This is a genomic window from Mesorhizobium sp. CA16 (genome assembly GCF_020165175.1).
Classification (GTDB): Bacteria; Pseudomonadota; Alphaproteobacteria; order Rhizobiales; family Rhizobiaceae; genus Mesorhizobium.
Map to the genome: position 1 here is coordinate 191598 of NZ_JAIUHP010000001.1, position 16812 is coordinate 208409.

Below are 16812 nucleotides of genomic sequence, written 5' to 3' on the forward strand. Positions count from 1 at the left end.
TACGGAACGCCAACCCTTGGAGGAAGCCTCATGTTCATGCACAATAAACGACTGCAATACACCGTTCGTGTTTCCGAGCCGAATCCGAGGCTGGCGTGCATGATCATGGAGCAGTTCGGCGGCGCCGATGGGGAGCTTGCCGCCGCAATGCGCTATTTCACCCAAGGGCTAGGCGAAGACGATGTCGGCCGAAAGGACATGTTGCTCGACATAGCGACCGAGGAGCTCAGCCATCTCGAGGTCGTCGGCTCGATCGTCACCATGCTCAACAAAGGCCTGAAGGCGCAGCTGGCCGAAGGGCAGATGAAAGAAGCCGAACTGTACTTGATGGTCGGCGCAAGCGGCACGACAGCCAAAGAGTCCATCTTATTTGGCGGCGCACCTGCGTTGTGCGACTCGGCCGGAGTCCCGTGGACTGCCGCCTATGTCGATTCCCGCGGCGAGCCTACCGTCGATCTGCGATCTAACATTGCCGCCGAGGCGCGTGCCAAGATCGTCTATGAGCGACTGATCAACATCACCGAAGATCCCGGCGTCAAAGACGCCCTCGGATTCCTCATGACGCGCGAAATCGCGCATCAAAAATCTTTCGAGAAAGCACTCTACGCGATCGAGAACAACTTTCCGACGGGCAAGCTCCCCGGCATTGAGAAATATGCGAGTATGTACGTCAACACGTCGCAGGGTGAAGGGGACACGAATGGGCCATGGAATTCGGGAGACGAATGGGACCGCGTGGACGATCTTGAGGAAGTCATGCCAGCGGACGATGGCGATGGGACAGCAACAGTCAAGCTGGCGGCCAAAGACATGAAAGTGGTTACAAAAATGGGAGAGCGGACGCTTTCGGATCCCTCCTCCGATCCGACCACAGGCGCGGATATAGGCGCCGGGCCGGGGGCCGGACGAACCAAGAATGGCGACATGGGCGGCGCGGCCAATATCAACGAGGCGCCTGTGCGCGCCGAAGCCGCCGCTCGCAAGAAAAAATAAGATTCGGGCTGATTGAACCTGCCGACCTGACGAGGCTCGGTTTCGTCTACCCGTCACCGTCCTGACGGGTAGACGAGCCTGCAAGAGCGGAGAGGCGGAATCGTCTCCCGCACCTGTCTGCACTTTTCGCTTGATGTTTCGAGCACCTTGGGTGCGAGACGTTAGTCAGCGTTGGTCGCCAGACGTTGTCGTTGCGTTTCGGTTGCGCAGGGTTCGCGAACTCTTCAGAACCGCTCGATTGCGGACCGTGTGATCATCAGCCAACAGATTGCGGCCACGCATGCAAAGCCCCAATCATGCGCTCGCGCGAATTCGCCGCGCGATGGCTCGATCTCCCCAGCAGCGGCTCGTACATCAACCTGTTGTTGGCGTCCAGAATCATCCGGAGCGCAAGCAATCCCGCAGCGTTCGCCGGCCCTTCCATATCCTGCGCCCACCAGATCGAGCGCGTGAGCGCTGTCACGCATGTCGAGGAGGCAGGGTCACGACAGATCCGGACGGCCTTGCAAATCACAATCTTCTTCCGAGGATGGGGCGCGACAGCCCTAAACATAAAAAGCCGTGATCATGTACAAGCAAGGCCGCGACCGAGATGAACCTGCCTCAAGGCGAAGAGAGCAGAGCACCTTGGCACCCAAAATCAAGCACTGATGTGGCGCGCTCGGCGGATCCAACTGCTTAATTGGCCCTCCCCGCGCGTTCAGCTCTCCTTCTTGAGCTCCTGAAAGGCATCTCGAATGGCTGCGACTAGCGTCGCTATAGAATAGGGTTTCTGCACCCAGCCCAGCGGTCTGGCCGCCTCGGCTCGAAGCCTCAAGTCGCGATCACCGTGCGCCGTCGTAAAGATACATCGTATGCCAAGCTCGCGGTACAATTCCACGGCCGCGTCGATGCCGTCCCGCTTGCCAAGCAAGCGGATATCCATCAGGGCAATCACCGGCTTGGTCGAGAGCGCCATACTTATCGCCTCATCGGCGCTGGTCGCGACGCCCGCTAGCGAGAAGCCTTCGGCCAGCAGTCCGGCCTCTATATCCAGCGCGATCAGGTAGTCGTCTTCGACGACCAAGATCGACTGGTTCAGAGTGGTTTCAGCGTGTCCTCCGCTCACATCATCTCGGGAGAAGACGACCTGCGGCCCGAACGATCGATTAATATCCCCCGCACGGCTCAACTCAGGTATCGCTGCTTTCGGTCGCAAGGCCAATCTCCTGGGGCATCAGACAAAAGGTCACGGTGCATCTGGACGGGTGCCGGCTAACTTCAAAAGTCCCGCCGATCTGTCGCACTAGGCCTTCGACAAGTCGCAGGCCTGACGACGACGAGCGCACCGAACTCAGTTCGAAGCCCGGGCCCTCATCCTCGACCACAAGGCTAATGGCTCGGCCGTTCTGTCTGATGGAAACACGGATGGTTCCAGGCCCATTTCCCGGCAAGCCGTACTTCACGGCATTGATCAAAAGCTCGTTGATAGTGAGCGCCAGCGGCATCGCAATGTCGTTTGGCAGTTGGATCGGATCTGCCTCGCAGAACAACTGAACAGCCGGGGGGAACATCTGTCTTGCGGTCTCGCAAACAGCTCCCAAGAAAGGTCCGGCACCGAAGTTGATGGCGTCGGGCGTGTCATAGAGGACTCGCTGAGCGGCAGCCATGGCGGCCACCCGCTTGCTGGCCTCATCCAGAACGGTCCGGGCCTCTGAACTCTTGCTGGTCCTCGCCGCAACCGAAAGCAGGGACTTCAGCATCATCATGTTGTTCTTCACGCGATGATTGAGCTCGTCGAGCAAGATCCGTTGCTGGGTTTCGGCCTGCTTACGCTCGCTCACATCGACCAGCATATTTATGGCGCCGGTGATGTTTCCAGCGGCATCGCGTATCGGGGTCGGATAGGGAATGAATGGAACCCGGGTTCCATCCGGCCGCTCGGCCACCGCTTCATATCCTCGGACGGGCCGCCCTTCGCGCAGCGAGATGGCCATGGGACATTGATCGTGGGGAAGCGGTGTTCCGTCCGGCCAGTAGAGCTTCCATGTCACGCACCATTCGTCGGTGCCAATCACGGGCGTTCGGCCGGCGAGTTGCATCGCCGCTTCATTGAAATAGGTGATCTTGCCGTCGCGATCGGTGGTGTAGATCGCGGCAGGAATGGCAGCGAGCAGGTCTTTAAGCTGGCGCTCGCTGTCTTGTATCTTCGCTTCCGCTATCCTTTTGTCAGTTATGTCTCGGGCGATTTTGGAAGCTCCGACGATACGGCCTGAGGCATCCCGCACCGGCGATATTGTGAGAGAGATATCTATCAGCGTTCCGTCTTTGCGGCGGCGAACCGTTTCGAAATGATCCACGAGTTCGCCGTTGCGGATGCGGCCTAATATCAGCGGCTCCTCGTGCTGCCGATCCTCAGGAATGATGGTGGTGATGGGCTTGCCTACCATCTCCGCGGCCGTATAGCCGAAGAGGCGCTCGGCGCCGCGGTTCCAAGTCGAGACGATGCCGTTGAGATCCTTGCTTACGATGGCGTCGTGGGACGATTCCACGATTGCCGCCAGTCGCCGGGTCGCATTCTGTGCTCTGACACGTTCAATGCCGAACCCGAGCTGGCGCGCGATTGTCCGGGCGACTTCAATCTCTTCTGCCGAGCATTCGTGCGGCTCGTCGAAATAGGCAATGAACTTGCCCAGCAGACGCCCGCCTTCGATTATCGGAATGAAACAGACCGCGCCGATGCCTTCTGTTCGGATTGCGTCTCTTAAGTTGCTGGGGAGCTCGGCCTGTTCCACATCGCGCAAGCAAATTGGCTGCGGATCGTGATCTGCCGCGGACCAGGGCGAATGGCCTTCCACGGCGCTTCGATACGCGTTCGACAAGCCCCGCCAGGCGGCAAACTTCATGACTCCGCATTCCAAAAGCAGAATAGAAGCGCGCTGACATCTAAGCCCGCGCTGGATCGCATCGAGTGCAGCCTCGTAGACGTCTTCGCGGCTATGGGCGTGCTGCAGCATTTCCGTCAATTGATGCAGCGCAGCCTGCTCCTCGGCCCTTTGGGCGAGTGTCGCCTCGATCTCTTTGCGCTCGGTGATATCGTGCTGCACCCGTACCGCGTAACGAAAGCGTCCGCTGTTGTCGTGGACGCTGGAAGAGGTTACGACAGCCCAGAAAAGCGACCCGTCCTTGCGGACGAACCGCTTCTCGATCGTGTAGCTTTTGATCTCGCCGGCGACCTGTCGGCGATATTTCGTTCGATCCGCCTCGACGTCGGAAGGAAAGGTCTGATCGAAAATCGATCGGCCGACAAGCTCCTCCTGCGTATAGCCCAAAAGACGGCACAAATGTCCGTTCACCCGCAGCAGCCGGCCTTCGGCGTCAGCTTCCACGATTCCCACACCAGCGCTGTGATAGGTCAGGGCAAGTCTCTGCTCCTGTTCGCGCAACAACTCTTCCGCTTCGACCTTGTTAGTTACGTCGAGGGTGACGCAGCGCGTGTTGAGGAACCGACCACCAGCCGAACGAACATTTGATGTTATCTCCACCCAACGGATGGAGCCGTCTTTGGCGCGCAACCTCGCGCGATAGTGTTGAAGCTGCTCATGCCGAGAAAGGCGGTTCAAAATGTCGTCGATTGCGGCGGCATCGGCGTGAAATTCCCGGATATTGCGGCCGACGTATTCCTCCGCGGAATAGCCGAGCAAGTCCAGTTCGGCTCGATTGGCGCGCAAAATGGTGCCGTCATTGGCCACCAGGTGGAGAGCCACGGCTGCATTCTCGAGGAAATCTTCCATCTCGTTGCCGAGGAGCAGGACCGCACGGGGCCCTTCGACCTGCTCGCCATGGGCCAGGGATTTCGCGCCAGAAATGCTGGAGGGCAAGACTCGTCGTTCCATGAAAGGTTGAATTCCCCTGAACGCAGCTTAACACCCGGTTTCGCAAGAGGTTCCAACGCGCTGGGCAATTCACTTGGCCAGTAGCCGCAAGGGTTGATGCTGGAAGGCGTTCGCCGGTGCTGGGCCCACAAATCCGGCAACTCGATGACGCCGCTATTTTCTAGTCGTTTGCCACTCGCTTGCACGACACCGCGACCTGACCAGACCCCATTTGGAAAGCAGCCAGTCAAAGATCCGGTTCCCGGCCTGGCTTCTGCCGAGAGGCTGCCCGCTCCAAGGACGCAACCGATGCTGCGGAGCGTTAATAATTCTGGACGCTAATACAAGTCGCTACATATTTAACGGTCGTGCAGTTGTCGGAGACTTAATAGGCACACGACTGCTGCCAAGGGATGACGCGCTGATTTCGGGATGGAGGGAAGATCACGCCGGCTCGGCGCCCAATGTAGCTGATTTCGTCATTCACAAGATTCTGGACACGTTCGAATACTCCGAGCGCGGCGCGGTGATCACGATGGTCGATCCAGGGCTGAACTACAGTCGCGCGAATTCATCATTAATTCATAATATCAGAAGATTCTCACGAGCTTGCATGCTGATGCTCCTCACTGTGGGCAGGCTGCGAATTCGGGCGGCGGCGAAACAGACACGAGCGGGGGGAGGAGGACTGACCAATGTCGAATAGAGAAATCGGAACATCCCGGTCGCTCGGGATGCGTGTCGCCGATCTGAGAACCAGGATGCGGGACGCCAGGATCACCGAGCATGAGATCAAGACCTTCCAGAAGGTCGCGGCCATCATGGGACGCGGCGAAGGCTCCTTACGCATCGACGCGGACGATTTGATCGCCGCGTCCTTTCTTGCCGAGACGATGGGCGAACCGACGCTGAACTGACAGTTTCAGGTATCCCGGGTTCAGAAGCGGAGAGCCCGCGCCATGGTAAGCCTCCATTACGGGGTTGCTGTCGGCGCGGGCTTCGCCATCGTCCACGCCTTTGCCAGATTGATCAGAACGGGCGCATGCCGCGGATTTTCGATAAGCCGCGACTTGTCCGCAAGGCTCACGGTCATGGCTCTCGGCCCTTTTGCCGAACCGACCGTCAGCCCGCTGGAACATGTGCAGGGCCCGCAAGCGGCCGAAGCGAACATCCACGTCATGAGCAAGCCGCGGCTGGACGCTGGTGGCCACACCCTTCCCGTTCTACGTGCATGCGCGCCAGCATGACTACTACCGCTGGACGCCAGCTGGGCTCAAGCAGCTAATGGTCGACGGCGGCGTCGCCGAGGAGGATGCGCAGGCGTTCGGCTGGGGTAGCAAGGCGTGCGCCAAGGCTATGTCGGTGGGCCGGTGCGGGCTCACGCCCTATGGCGAGATCTCAGCAACGATGCGGAATACTCGCTGACGGTGTAAAGCCTGGTCGAGGGGCAAATATCAGCATAATTTTTAGAGTAGCCGAGTTGGGCCGCGAACCAGCTCCAACGATTGCGCTAACTCTATGTTGCCTTCACGATCCTTGGCTTGGTCGGGCGGCGGGATTGAGTTCGTCCTTCGAGAGCCAAGGCCAGCCGCTTCTCGTCTTCGATGGCGCGATCAACTGCCTCAATTTCTTCTTGGAGCGCTTTCAGCTGAGCACCATAGCTGGAGCCTTCGCTATCCCCGATCTGAAAGCCACTTGCCCGCATTGCGTCGCGCGTATGGTGCACATTACGGACGCCTTCGCGTCGAGTCGCGACCAGGATTTCCCTGAACTCTCCAAGACGTTCAACGTGAGTGCGGGTCATTGCGTTCTCCTATCGTCGGCATAGTAAGCCGGCGGCGATTCACAAATGCCGAAACTCATAGCGCAGACGCTATAAAATCTATGGGAAAGACTCTAGACAAATCATGATCATGAAAGGTCAAATTTGAACTTCTAGCAACAGGGCACAGGCGCGGCTGGTGAAAGTTAGCTTGTCGTCTATCTACGGCGTGCTGGTCTTTTTCATAGACCGCTTGTGCTGGCCCATCCAGCTGCCGATTCTACGCTTTGATTGTCCGCTTCTAGCGAAAGCGACGCGGTCAAGAAGTTCGATATGAGGCGCTTACCACTCGGAAAAATGGAGCCCCGTTTGGACTTCCGTTGGGCCGTCTGACCCGGGGCCTCACGAACCGGCGAACCCGCCTGCCTGAACCAAGCCGGGGCTAGCCTGCCTTTTCAAGTTCGTCCGAAGCAGGTCGAGGTCAACAGACGCTGTTGGAAAAGGTAGAGGATTTTCGCACCCTGTTCCCCGATCGTCCGTCCAGACGATTTGGTGCTTCGCGCAGGGGTCACCGCACCGAAGAGGTATTTATTCCTGCTCTAGCCTGCCTTCAAGCTCCTTCAGAAAATGCGCTTCGTTAAGGAGCGAGTCCCAGTCCGTGCCGATGCGCTTAAGCAGTTCGCCAGCTTGGTCATCTGAGATGCCGGCCTCCCTGGCCAGCCGTGCCGCTAACTGATCCAACACGGCTTTCTCAGCCTCGGGCAAGCTGCCTTCCCGATGATGCATCGCCTCGAAGATCACCCCGAACACACTATCAACTTCCTCGTGGATTTCGCTGGCCGGAATGCCTTCTCGCTCTGCCCCTTTCATCATCTCATCGGCGAGATCACTGACGGCCATGGGATCATCTGTCATGGCGTTCGGCAGGTGCTCTGCCATCCATTTATCGAGGAAGTTGATGCCTCTGGTGCTCATTCCGGCATAAGCGGCAGGCGAACATTAGGTTCCGCTTGTGAAGGTGCGCTGAGCCCGCCACCCGCGAGGGGCGTCTGGAACGCGGTTGACATGAAGGCCTATCCGAGAAAGACCGGACGAAAGCGCAAGCACCTTGTCTTTTGAGCGGTCAAGCAAACTGTCTTAACCGAGGTCGATCCAGGCGGGTGCGTGATCGCTGGGCTTTTCCCAGCCACGGGTCTCGACGTCGACACCCGCGGCCAGAATGCTGTCCGCGAGCGACGGGCTTACGAGCAGATGATCCATCCGCAAGCCGGAGCTTCGGTCGTAGCCGCCGCGATAGGAAAAGTTCCAGTAGGTGTAGATGCCCTTGCCCGGGTGGATTAGTCGCATGGCATCGACCCACCCCAGGCTCAGCATGCTGGCATAGGCCTCCCTGCTTTCCGGAAAGAAGACGGCGTCACCCAACCACCGCCGAGGGACTACGGCGTCGATCTCAGTCGGGACGACGTTGAAGTCGCCACAAAGCACGGTGCGCTCGCCGAGCAGTGACTGGCTGTAGTCGACGAGACGCTCGAACCAGCGCAGCTTGTAATCGAATTTCGGGCCCGGCGCCGGATTGCCGTTCGGGAGGTAGATGCAACCGACGATCAGGCCGTCGATTTCAGCCTCCAGATATCGGCTGTGCGTGTCGTCGGGATCGCCAGGCAAGCCCCGGCGACGTTCGACCGGATCCCTCCCTCGCGCCAGCACCGCCACTCCGTTGTAGGATTTCTGGCCATGCCAGATCGCGCCGAGACCGGCGTCCCGAATTGCTTCGATGGGAAATTTCTCGTCGGATGTTTTCAGTTCCTGAAGACAGACCACGTCATAGTCGGTCTCGGCCAGCCACTTCAGGAGCACCGGCAGCCGGCCGTTGACACCGTTGACGTTGAAGGTCGCGATCCGCGTCACAATGTTTTCCTTACGTGGAGTGCGCTGCTTCAGACATCTGCGGCGAAGGCTACGGCTTCGACATTGTGGCCGTCCGGGTCGAGCACAAAAGCTGCATAATAATCCGGTGCGTACTGGGCGCGAATGCCAGGCGCGCCATTGTCGCGACCTCCGGCGGCGAGGCCTGCCTTGTAGAACGAGTGCACCATTGCGCGGGAGCCGGCTCGGAACGCTATGTGGATAGGTGCAGGAGGAGGTCCGAATGCCCCTATCCAGAGACGACCGGCATGGCCACCCAACATTGCCCAGCCCTCTCCGGATTCGAGCACGCCAAGATCGAGAGGAGCGAGCACTGCTTTGTAAAAAGCGAGCGATTTTTCTAAATTCCCGACGTTGAAGCCGATGTGGTCGAACATGCTCCTATCCTCTGATTGACTCAACCTGGTAGCGCCTCAGTTTCAAATTGCCGCTTCTGTTGGCGAGCTGTCACTTGGGCGTCTGACGGTCATCCACCTCTTCAATCTTGTCCAGAACCGCTTCCGGCGCCACATCGCGCTTGAGTTCCTTGAGCTCGTGATCCGCATCGGTATCTATGTTCAGACGCTTGGCAATCTCCTCCACCAGCTTGATAAGCTTGGTGGTTTCGTGCTCGTTCAGCAGACTGACCTGCAGATCGAGGTCTGCCCTGGAATTGTCCTCCGCACTCATTCGGTTCTGATTGATCAGCACGAAGGTCGAGAGAAAGATGGCCTCGACCGAGGCGAACATAGCCAAGATGACCAGTGATGGGTCCCAGGGTCTGACAAAGCTCAGGATGCCGAGATTGAGGGCGATCCAGATCCCGAAGAAGACAATGTGCAAGTAGACGAAGACCATGCTTCCTGCGAAGCCGCTTATCGCTGCGGCCGCGCGCTCCTCCAGCGATGCGGCCGTGGCTTCTCGTTTACGCCTCTCGATCAGCGCCTCAATGTTTCGCGCCAGGGCAGGGGCAAGGCCTTCCGGCGCCGCCTTGGTTGGCGTGAAGTGACCGTTGCTTTTCGATGCTGCCATCCGTCCAATCCAGTCTCTTCCGTCTAGCCAGCCTAACTCGCCGATCGACAATTCGCTCCGTTGAGGGTTCTCAGATGGCGGATATTTGGAAGAATCCTCTGTCTAAGATCGGTGGCGCCGCGTCACACCGGGTTGCCTCTTGCACCGGCGTTGTGCCAGGCCCAGCCCGGCCTATTTATGGGACATGCCCGGGCGCCGAAAAACCGAACCGACCGCCAAATTAATGGCTGAGTGGCCGCTTTCACCGGCGGCGACTCTGGGATCGTCCATGCGGGCCAGGGGCATTTTCCTCGAGATCCGCGCGCGCCTTCCTGCGCAATTGAGAAAGCTGCTTCACATCGAATCCCGCGTGCTCACCTTGCGCCTGCCGGAGGGCGTCGATGCCGATGTGCAAGCGGCAGCGGCTATCGTGTCCAAAGCCATGCGCGACATCGAGGACCTTCCGGTCATCCCTCGCGAAGTCGAGGACATCCTGACGATCTCGTCGGGCGAGCGGCACCGCTGGCTGAAGGATGGTCGGTTGCAGAGCTCGGGGACCAGAACGGTCAAGCTTCGCGGCCGCGCCAGAAAGATCACCTTCCACGTCTTCGACCCGCGCCACATCGAGGATGTGCTCGATTGCGATCTGGTCACCGTCTGGCGCGAAGAAGACGACGCCACCCGCACCGAGAACCGGCGACGCGCTGCCGCCAAGGCGGCAGTCAAGCGTGCGCAAAAGAAGGGCCGCGAGGTTGCCCATTCAGCCAGGAATGGCCGAGACGAAAACTCGGAGGCCAAACTGCGCGGATGGGAGGATTTTGAGAGCGACGGGCTGCTGCGCTGACAAGCGGCTCGGGCATCAGACCGAGAATCTTTCACTATCGATCGTGATCTCAAGGACAATTCCGGCGGGGTCCCAATCTCGCACGACTCCGCCGAGCTCATTCGCGGCGGCGCGGATCAGGCGGCTTCCGAAGCCTTCGTCTTCGGTTGCGACCGGAGGTGGTCCTCCTACCTCTCTCCACTGGACACTCACCTTACCGTCTCTATTGGAGCAAGCGATCTCGATCGAGCCGGCGGGCGCCGAGAGGCTGCCATGTTTGGCAGCGTTTGTGGCGAATTCGTGTAGCAGGAGAGAAAGCGGCGTGATCATCGCTGGAGGCACCGGCAGATCGATGCCACTGATCGCGAAGCGGGGCTGCTCGTCAGTTCCATGCCGGTATGGCGCGAGGATTGCGGCGATCAATGCATGTAGGCTCGTCGCGCCATGAACAGACGGGCCAGTCGAGGGGAGCATCGTCAGCGCATGGGCCCGCGCGAGGGCGCCGAGGCGGTCAGAAACGGTGGAGGCGAGCGCGGCCGGAGTTTCAGCAGCTGGCGCGCTCAAATTGACGATGGTCCTTGCGATGGTAAAGAGGTTCTTCACGCGGTGGTCCATCTCGCGAAGCAGCAACTCCTGCTGCTCCTGCGCCCGCAGCCGCTCGGAAATGTCACGGCCGATCTTGGAGACACCGACAATTGCGCCAGACGCATCCGCGATGGGGGAAGCGGTCAAAGAGATGGGAATGCTGCTGCCATCCTTGCGCAGGCGAACGGTCTCGAAGTGCTCGACATGCTCTCCATTGCGAATGCGCACCAGGATCTGCCGCTCCTCGATCTGCCGATCGGGCGGTATCAGCAACATGAGCGGACGTCCGACCATTTCCTTGCGGCCGTAGCCGTAGAGACGCTCAGCGCCGCTGTTCCAGTCCGTGACGATGCCATCCAAATCGGTCGCGATGATTGCATCATCCGAGGATTCGACGAGCGCGCTCAGTCGCATCGCACTGGTTTCCGCCCGCTCCCGTTCGATCGCAAACCCGAGCTGACGGGCAATGGTCAACGCAAGTTCGCGTTCACGATCCCCGAAGCGATGGCGTGCCGGATAGTAGACCATGAACTTGCCGATGAGCTCGCGGGAGGTGGCAAGCGGGATGAAAGCCAGCGCTTCGATTCCCTCGCCAAGGACCGTGTCGATGATCTGCTGAGATTCACCGCTGAGACGAATATCCTCGACAAAGATAGGCTCGGCATCGTGCTCCCCGCGCGTCCACGGCGTGTGACCGTTAACTGCCTCGCGGTATTCATTAGAGAGTGAGCGCCAGGCGACGAAGCTCATGACGCCGTGGCTGTCAAATCTCAGGATCGAGGCGCGTGACGAACCGAGGGCGTCGCATATGGCATCCAGCGCCGCATCGTAGATCTCGCCAAGGCCGTTGGCACGGTAAAGTCGGTCGGTGAGACGAAAGAGGACGGCCTGCTCGCGGACAATATCGCCGTCGGCCGCCTCAAGCTGGCCTCGGCCCATGCCCGGATCACTCACGGCTCCGTGCTGCATGGCTCTGTCCCACGGATGGCTCTATTGAAAGTTCGGCCATCCTCGACCAAATAGCACCGCGTCCAGGGTCCAGGTCCTTGGACTGCTCGATCAAGACCCCATGCCAAAGAATATGCGCCTTGCGCAGTTTCGCAATAGGGACTTGGGGCATGACGTTGATTAGGACCGTCAGTCGTTGTCCGTGCGGCTTTACGCTGACTGCGACTCAGCCTGTCACGTCTTCGGCGGCCCGCAGCGTCCTTTCAGCACGGCGATCTCGGTCTCATGGTCGCCGCCGGACATTGATGAGACCGGCACGCCAATGAGGAAGACGCCAAGCGCGTCACCCGTAGCCGCCTTGTTCTGCTGGTTTGTCAGAACCGCCAGGCGCTCTTTGTCGGCTTGCGTGCAGGGGCCAGCATTGGGCACGCCTGCTATTTTGTCCGGTGGTGTAGCGCAGCCTGCAACGCAAACGATCGTAGCAACGGTTAAAGCAAACCGCTTTATAGTCCCCCCCAAAATCTCAAACCCGCTGCCAACGTTGCTTAGCTTGGCACGGATGGCAAGCGGTCAAACTCGAATTCGACAACAAAATGCAAATGGAGCATTATGCCAGCCGGTGTCGGGGAATGCCTCAATGGATTTGCGATCGTATTTTGCCGCGGCGAGCGTAACACTTTTGTCGGGTTGTGCTGCCGACTATTTCAACAATTACGACACGATGACGCTTGCGTCCGGCGACGCAAACAACACCAATTCGCTTTTGCAAACGGTCGATCCGTTTAATCCGCACAGCAACAACACGCATATCGAAGGCGTCGGGCAACGCAGCGTGGCTGTTGTCCAACGCTATCGCGTGCCTACAGCTTCGCCGCGCATGTGTTTCATTCGCCCTATTAGACCCGGCCGAACCCATTGCGTGGCGGGCCGCTTCATGCCCTTCGGCATGGCATCGGCTGGCGCGAGCCGGTAGCGTCAGTAATGCCGACATTTCAATATCTGTCCGGCTTCGCCCGCAACGATGGCTGTCCCACCGATCAGACCTCAGCGACTCCAGGGCCGACCGCGCAGGGTGCGGCAAGATCGGCCGCTCCGATGATGGCAACCCGACCATATCTCGACTCAAGCGGGAGCAGCAGAGCGACCCGATGGTGACATTTGGAATCTAGCCGTTCCGCGATCCTGCCAGCGGAACGCACGTGGCTCTTCCTCGTTTTTGGCTCTGAAGGGAACCATGAAACGGAGACAGAACGATGAGAAAGCTTTTGTTACCCGTTGTGACAGGCGCGCTTGTCGCCTTGTCTGGCGCAGCTTTTGCCGACACTCCCGTATCAGCCGCTACAAACCTTAATGTTCGCGCCGGTCCAGGCTCGCAATATCCGGTCATCGGCGTGCTGCGGGCAGGCCAGACGGCCACATTGAACGGCTGTCTGCAAAACTCGAAATGGTGCACCATCGCCGAAGCTGGTGGTCAGGGCTGGGTTTATTCCGACTACGTTACCGCAGAATTCGGTGGCAATCGGGTCGTCTTAACCGAGCGACCGGCCAATTCCGGCATCGCGGTCGTGAAACCTCCTCGCGATCAGGCTGATGCCGGAGCCGTCGCTGGTGGCGCCACCGGAGCGATCGCCGGCGCTATCATCGGAGGACCGGTAGGCGCTGCTGTGGGCGGCGCGGCGGGGGTCGTTGGCGGCGGCGCAGCCGGCACCGTGATCAATCCGCCCGAACAGGTGCGCACGTACATCAGCGCGCATCGGGTCAAGCCTGTTTACCTTCAAGGAAAGGTTGTAACCGGCGCGACCTTGCCTGAGACGGTGGCTCTACAGAAGATCCCGAACTACCGCTACCGCTATGTCTATGTGAACAACCGACCGGTGCTGGTTGAGCCGTCGACGCGCCGCATCGTGTATGTGGAACGCTGAAAGTGCCAATCGGCAATGAATACCGACCGCCGGGCGGGTTGCACGGCGGTCAAGCCGAGGCGGGTGTTGACGGCAACACACGACCGCGAACAACGACACCGTCGATTTATGGTGAACATCTCCGGCGTTGGCTGCGTCGTTCACGCAATGCCGCCGAGACATCGGCGGCGACCGGCCGGCGGAAGTGGCGGCCGGCGCTAGGAATGTGGCGGCGCACGGCTTCCAGGCGCTCAAGATGAACGGCACCTCGGAACTGCAGATCGTCGACAGCCACGACAAGATAGACACGGCTATAGAGCGCGTCGCCATGGTGCGCGAGGCGGTCGGGCCGAATATCGGCATGGCCGTCGATTTCCACGGCCGCGTGCACCGGCCGATGGCGCGCATCCTGGTCAAGGAGCTGGAGTCATACCGGCTGATGTTCATCGAAGAGCCGGTGCTCAGCGAAAACCGCGAGGCGCTGAAGGAGATCGCCGCGCTCGGCTCGACGCCGATCGCGCTCGGCGAACGGCTCTACAGCGGGTGGGACTTCAAGTCGGTGTTCGAGGAAGCGGTGTCGGCCGGATCTGTCGCACGCCGGCGGCATCACCAAAAGCCGCAAGATCGCGGCGATGGCCGAAGCCTATGACGTGGCTGTGGCGCCGCACTGTCCGCTCGGGCCGATCGCGCTGGCCGCATGCCTGCAGCTCGACTGAAGCGACCGTCGACGGAAGAGGTCGCCACCGGGAGAGGCAATCGAGCTCCTCAACGCGAAGCTCCCCCGACTGTTGTCGGCAGCATTCTATTGGATGATACCTGCTGGAAATACGCGCTCCGCTTGCGGGCAGAATAGAGTGGAAGGGAAGTTGCGGCTGCCCTCTTCTATCCTATTGCGCCGCCAGCGCCGTCACTTCCCGCCGGAAAGGCAGGGCGTCACCAATATCGGCCTCGTCCAGCTCGCGGGCGAAGCGGTGGCCGGCATAGGTTGCCCAAGCGATCGGCCCCGGCGCTTCGGCATCGCCGATAACCTTGATCGAACGGATGCCGTTGCCGGCCCACTCGTTTTCCCGGGCTTTCAGCGCGCGCCAAACGGCATCGTCCTGATTGCGCGACGTGACCAGGACCACGGCATCGGCTGCCACCTCCTGCCGCGCGCCGGTATAGACGCAGGCCGTCACGACGCCACCTGACGCGATGGTCGTGAGAGTCCTGTTGAGGACGATATCTGTCCCCAGCGCCGCCAGGCGGCGGTGGATGGCACCCTGCTCTAGCGTGTTGCGGGTCCAGTCTGAGACATAGGCAGACGGCGTTACCAACGTCACCTGCGCACCCTGCCGCGCCATCAGCTCCGCCAGCACGCCGCCCATGTAGTAGTGATCGTCGTCGAACAGCACGACCTTGCCGGAAGGCACCTTGCCTCCCATCAGATCGTCGGGCGTGTAGACCGGCATGGCGGCGTCGATCGGCATTGGCACGACATGGGCGCGCGCGACGCCGTCGCGCCGCCAAGTCGATCCAGTAGCGATGGCGACGTTCTGGAAGCCGAAGGACAGGACGTCGTCCGCCGACAGCCGGCTTTCGAAATAGATGTCGACATTCGGCATCTGGCTGAGCTGATACTGGCGATAGTCGCGCACCCTGCCCCAGGCCGACAGGCCCGGAAGCAGGCATTCACGCGCCACGCGCCCGCCGAGCGCGGTGCCGGCTTCCGCTATCGCGACCTGATAGCCGCGCAGGCCGAGCGCGCGGGCGGCCTCCAGTCCGGCAGGCCCGGCGCCGACGATCAGCGCGCTGTCGCTATCGCCCTTGGCTTGCATGCGCTCCGGATGCCAGCCCTTGCGCCATTCCTCCATGAAGGTCGGGTTCTGCGTGCAGCGCGAGATCGACATTGTCATGTCGCCGGTGATGCAGATGTTGCAGCCGATGCATTCGCGGATGTCCTCGATGCGGCCCTCCTCGACCTTCCTTGGCAGGAAAGGATCGGCGATCGACGGGCGCGCGCAGCCGATGAAGTCGAGCGTGCCCGACTTGATCATCCGCACCATCACGTCCGGCGAGGTGAAGCGGCCGACGCCGACGACCGGCTTCGACGTCAGCTTCTTGACGCCGGAAACGAGGCTTTCCTGCGCCGCCTCGTCCTTGAACCGAGACGGCCCGGAGCAGTCCTCCCAGGCGCCGTGGGCGAGGTCCCAGAGATCGGGCAGCTCGGCATGCATCTCGATCATGTCGCGGACTTCCGAATTGGCGAAGCCAAGCTCGCCGATCATCTCGTCCAGCGACAGCCTGAGCGTCAGCCCGCACGTGTCGCCGATCGCGTCGCGCCCTTCCTCGATCAGCTCGCGCATCAGCCGCGAGCGGTTCTCCAGAGAGCCGCCATATTCGTCGCTGCGCTGGTTGGTGGCGGTCGAGAGGAAATGCTGGATGATGCCGAAGCCGTGCGCACCGTAGAGGCACACCAGATCGAAACCCGCCTGCTTCGCGCGCTTGAACGCATTGCGGTGCCAGCGGCGCAGATCGCGGATATCCTGCTTGTCCATGGCGCGCGCCTGCACCGGATCGTTGGTGAAGGTGCGGATCGGCAAGGCCGAAGGCCCACGCGGAACCTCCTTGGTGTAGAGGTTAGGACCGTTGATGCCGGAATAGGCAAGCTGGATGCCGGCGAGCGCGCCATGTTCGTGCATCGCCTTGGCCATTTTGGCCAGGGCCGGAATGTCGGCGTCATCCCACAGCCTGAGCTCGATGAAGGGCGTGATCTCGGAGGTGTGATGCATCTCCGTCTGCTCGGTGAAGATTACCCCCCATCCGCCTTCGGACTTCATGCGACGCATCTCGGCCGCGGCCGACGGATCGCGATAGCCGCCGCCATTGCAATGCGGAACCTGGTAGAAGCGGTTCTTGGCGGTCACCGGACCGATCTTCATCGGCTCGAACAGAATGTCGTAGCGTGGGTCGCGCATAGTAGCTTCCTTGATGCCGGCTGCTCTGGAAATTACTCATAAGTTGACGAGTGCGCGGGAAAACTACGGATTT

At 60.3% G+C, this 16812-nt stretch carries 16 protein-coding genes and 1 pseudogene; 7 read left to right on the forward strand and 10 right to left on the reverse strand.

All coding sequences use genetic code 11. The features are described 5' to 3' along the window. Positions 1-30: 30 nt before the first annotated feature. Positions 31-993, forward strand: a complete 963-nt coding sequence (locus LB525_RS00925; RefSeq protein WP_095768513.1) for a manganese catalase family protein — start codon at positions 31-33, stop codon at positions 991-993. A gap of 700 nt (positions 994-1693) precedes the next feature. On the opposite strand, the gene LB525_RS00930 is transcribed toward LB525_RS00925, so the two are convergent. Both LB525_RS00930 and LB525_RS00935 read right to left on the reverse strand, forming a co-directional pair. Continuing rightward, positions 1694-2191 (reverse strand): response regulator, encoded by a 498-nt coding sequence (locus tag LB525_RS00930; RefSeq protein WP_224543039.1) that lies wholly within the window; start codon positions 2189-2191, stop codon positions 1694-1696. Continuing rightward, positions 2166-4868 carry a PAS domain S-box protein gene (locus tag LB525_RS00935; RefSeq protein WP_224543040.1) on the reverse strand — a complete coding sequence of 901 codons (2703 nt, stop codon included), beginning with the start codon at positions 4866-4868 and terminating at the stop codon, positions 2166-2168. Before LB525_RS00935 ends, LB525_RS00930 begins: the two co-directional genes overlap by 26 nt. 674 nt (positions 4869-5542) lie before the next feature. Here LB525_RS00935 and LB525_RS00940 point away from each other — a divergent pair. Then, entirely contained in the window at positions 5543-5764 is a 222-nt protein-coding gene (locus tag LB525_RS00940; protein WP_095768511.1) for a hypothetical protein, read from the forward strand. 286 nt (positions 5765-6050) lie between these two features. Continuing rightward, a complete protein-coding gene (locus LB525_RS00945; protein WP_318011932.1) occupies positions 6051-6272 on the forward strand; it encodes a hypothetical protein in 222 nt (73 codons plus the stop codon). Between the two features lie 91 nt (positions 6273-6363). Here the strand turns inward: LB525_RS00945 and LB525_RS00950 are convergent, their stop codons facing one another. The 5 genes from LB525_RS00950 to LB525_RS00970 form a co-directional block, all read right to left on the reverse strand. Beyond that, positions 6364-6651, reverse strand: a complete 288-nt coding sequence (locus LB525_RS00950; RefSeq protein WP_095768510.1) for a hypothetical protein — start codon at positions 6649-6651, stop codon at positions 6364-6366. Positions 6652-7197: 546 nt separating this feature from the next. After that, on the reverse strand, positions 7198-7584 hold the full coding sequence (locus LB525_RS00955; RefSeq protein ID WP_224543041.1) for a hypothetical protein: 387 nt from the start codon (positions 7582-7584) through the stop codon (positions 7198-7200). 162 nt (positions 7585-7746) lie between these two features. Then, positions 7747-8517: an exodeoxyribonuclease III gene (xth, locus tag LB525_RS00960; protein ID WP_224543042.1), complete on the reverse strand. Its 771-nt coding sequence runs from the start codon at positions 8515-8517 to the stop codon at positions 7747-7749. A gap of 29 nt (positions 8518-8546) precedes the next feature. Continuing rightward, complete coding sequence (locus LB525_RS00965) at positions 8547-8912, reverse strand: VOC family protein (protein ID WP_095770219.1); 366 nt, start codon at positions 8910-8912, stop codon at positions 8547-8549. Between the two features lie 70 nt (positions 8913-8982). After that, positions 8983-9546, reverse strand: a complete 564-nt coding sequence (locus tag LB525_RS00970; RefSeq protein ID WP_224543043.1) for a DUF1003 domain-containing protein — start codon at positions 9544-9546, stop codon at positions 8983-8985. Positions 9547-9730: 184 nt separating this feature from the next. On the opposite strand from LB525_RS00970, the gene LB525_RS00975 reads away from it, so the two are divergent. Beyond that, entirely contained in the window at positions 9731-10369 is a 639-nt protein-coding gene (locus LB525_RS00975; RefSeq protein ID WP_224543044.1) for a hypothetical protein, read from the forward strand. Between the two features lie 15 nt (positions 10370-10384). On the opposite strand, the gene LB525_RS00980 is transcribed toward LB525_RS00975, so the two are convergent. Together LB525_RS00980 and LB525_RS00985 are read right to left on the reverse strand one after the other, a co-directional pair. After that, positions 10385-11902, reverse strand: coding sequence for a PAS domain S-box protein (locus LB525_RS00980; RefSeq protein ID WP_224523302.1), 1518 nt, complete (start codon positions 11900-11902; stop codon positions 10385-10387). 213 nt (positions 11903-12115) lie between these two features. Then, positions 12116-12310 (reverse strand): hypothetical protein, encoded by a 195-nt coding sequence (locus LB525_RS00985; RefSeq protein ID WP_095813132.1) that lies wholly within the window; start codon positions 12308-12310, stop codon positions 12116-12118. 208 nt (positions 12311-12518) lie between these two features. Here LB525_RS00985 and LB525_RS00990 point away from each other — a divergent pair, with 208 nt between their 5' ends. The 3 genes and pseudogenes from LB525_RS00990 to LB525_RS01000 all read left to right on the forward strand — a co-directional run. Beyond that, a complete protein-coding gene (locus LB525_RS00990) occupies positions 12519-12854 on the forward strand; it encodes a hypothetical protein (protein ID WP_224543045.1) in 336 nt (111 codons plus the stop codon). A gap of 280 nt (positions 12855-13134) precedes the next feature. Continuing rightward, positions 13135-13803 (forward strand): DUF1236 domain-containing protein, encoded by a 669-nt coding sequence (locus LB525_RS00995; RefSeq protein ID WP_140839352.1) that lies wholly within the window; start codon positions 13135-13137, stop codon positions 13801-13803. A gap of 160 nt (positions 13804-13963) precedes the next feature. Then, positions 13964-14495, forward strand: a pseudogene (locus LB525_RS01000) (enolase C-terminal domain-like protein); the annotation flags it as partial. A gap of 174 nt (positions 14496-14669) precedes the next feature. On the opposite strand, the gene LB525_RS01005 reads toward LB525_RS01000, so the two are convergent. After that, positions 14670-16739: an NAD(P)-binding protein gene (locus LB525_RS01005; RefSeq protein WP_224543046.1), complete on the reverse strand. Its 2070-nt coding sequence runs from the start codon at positions 16737-16739 to the stop codon at positions 14670-14672. Between the last annotated feature and the right edge of the window lie 73 nt (positions 16740-16812).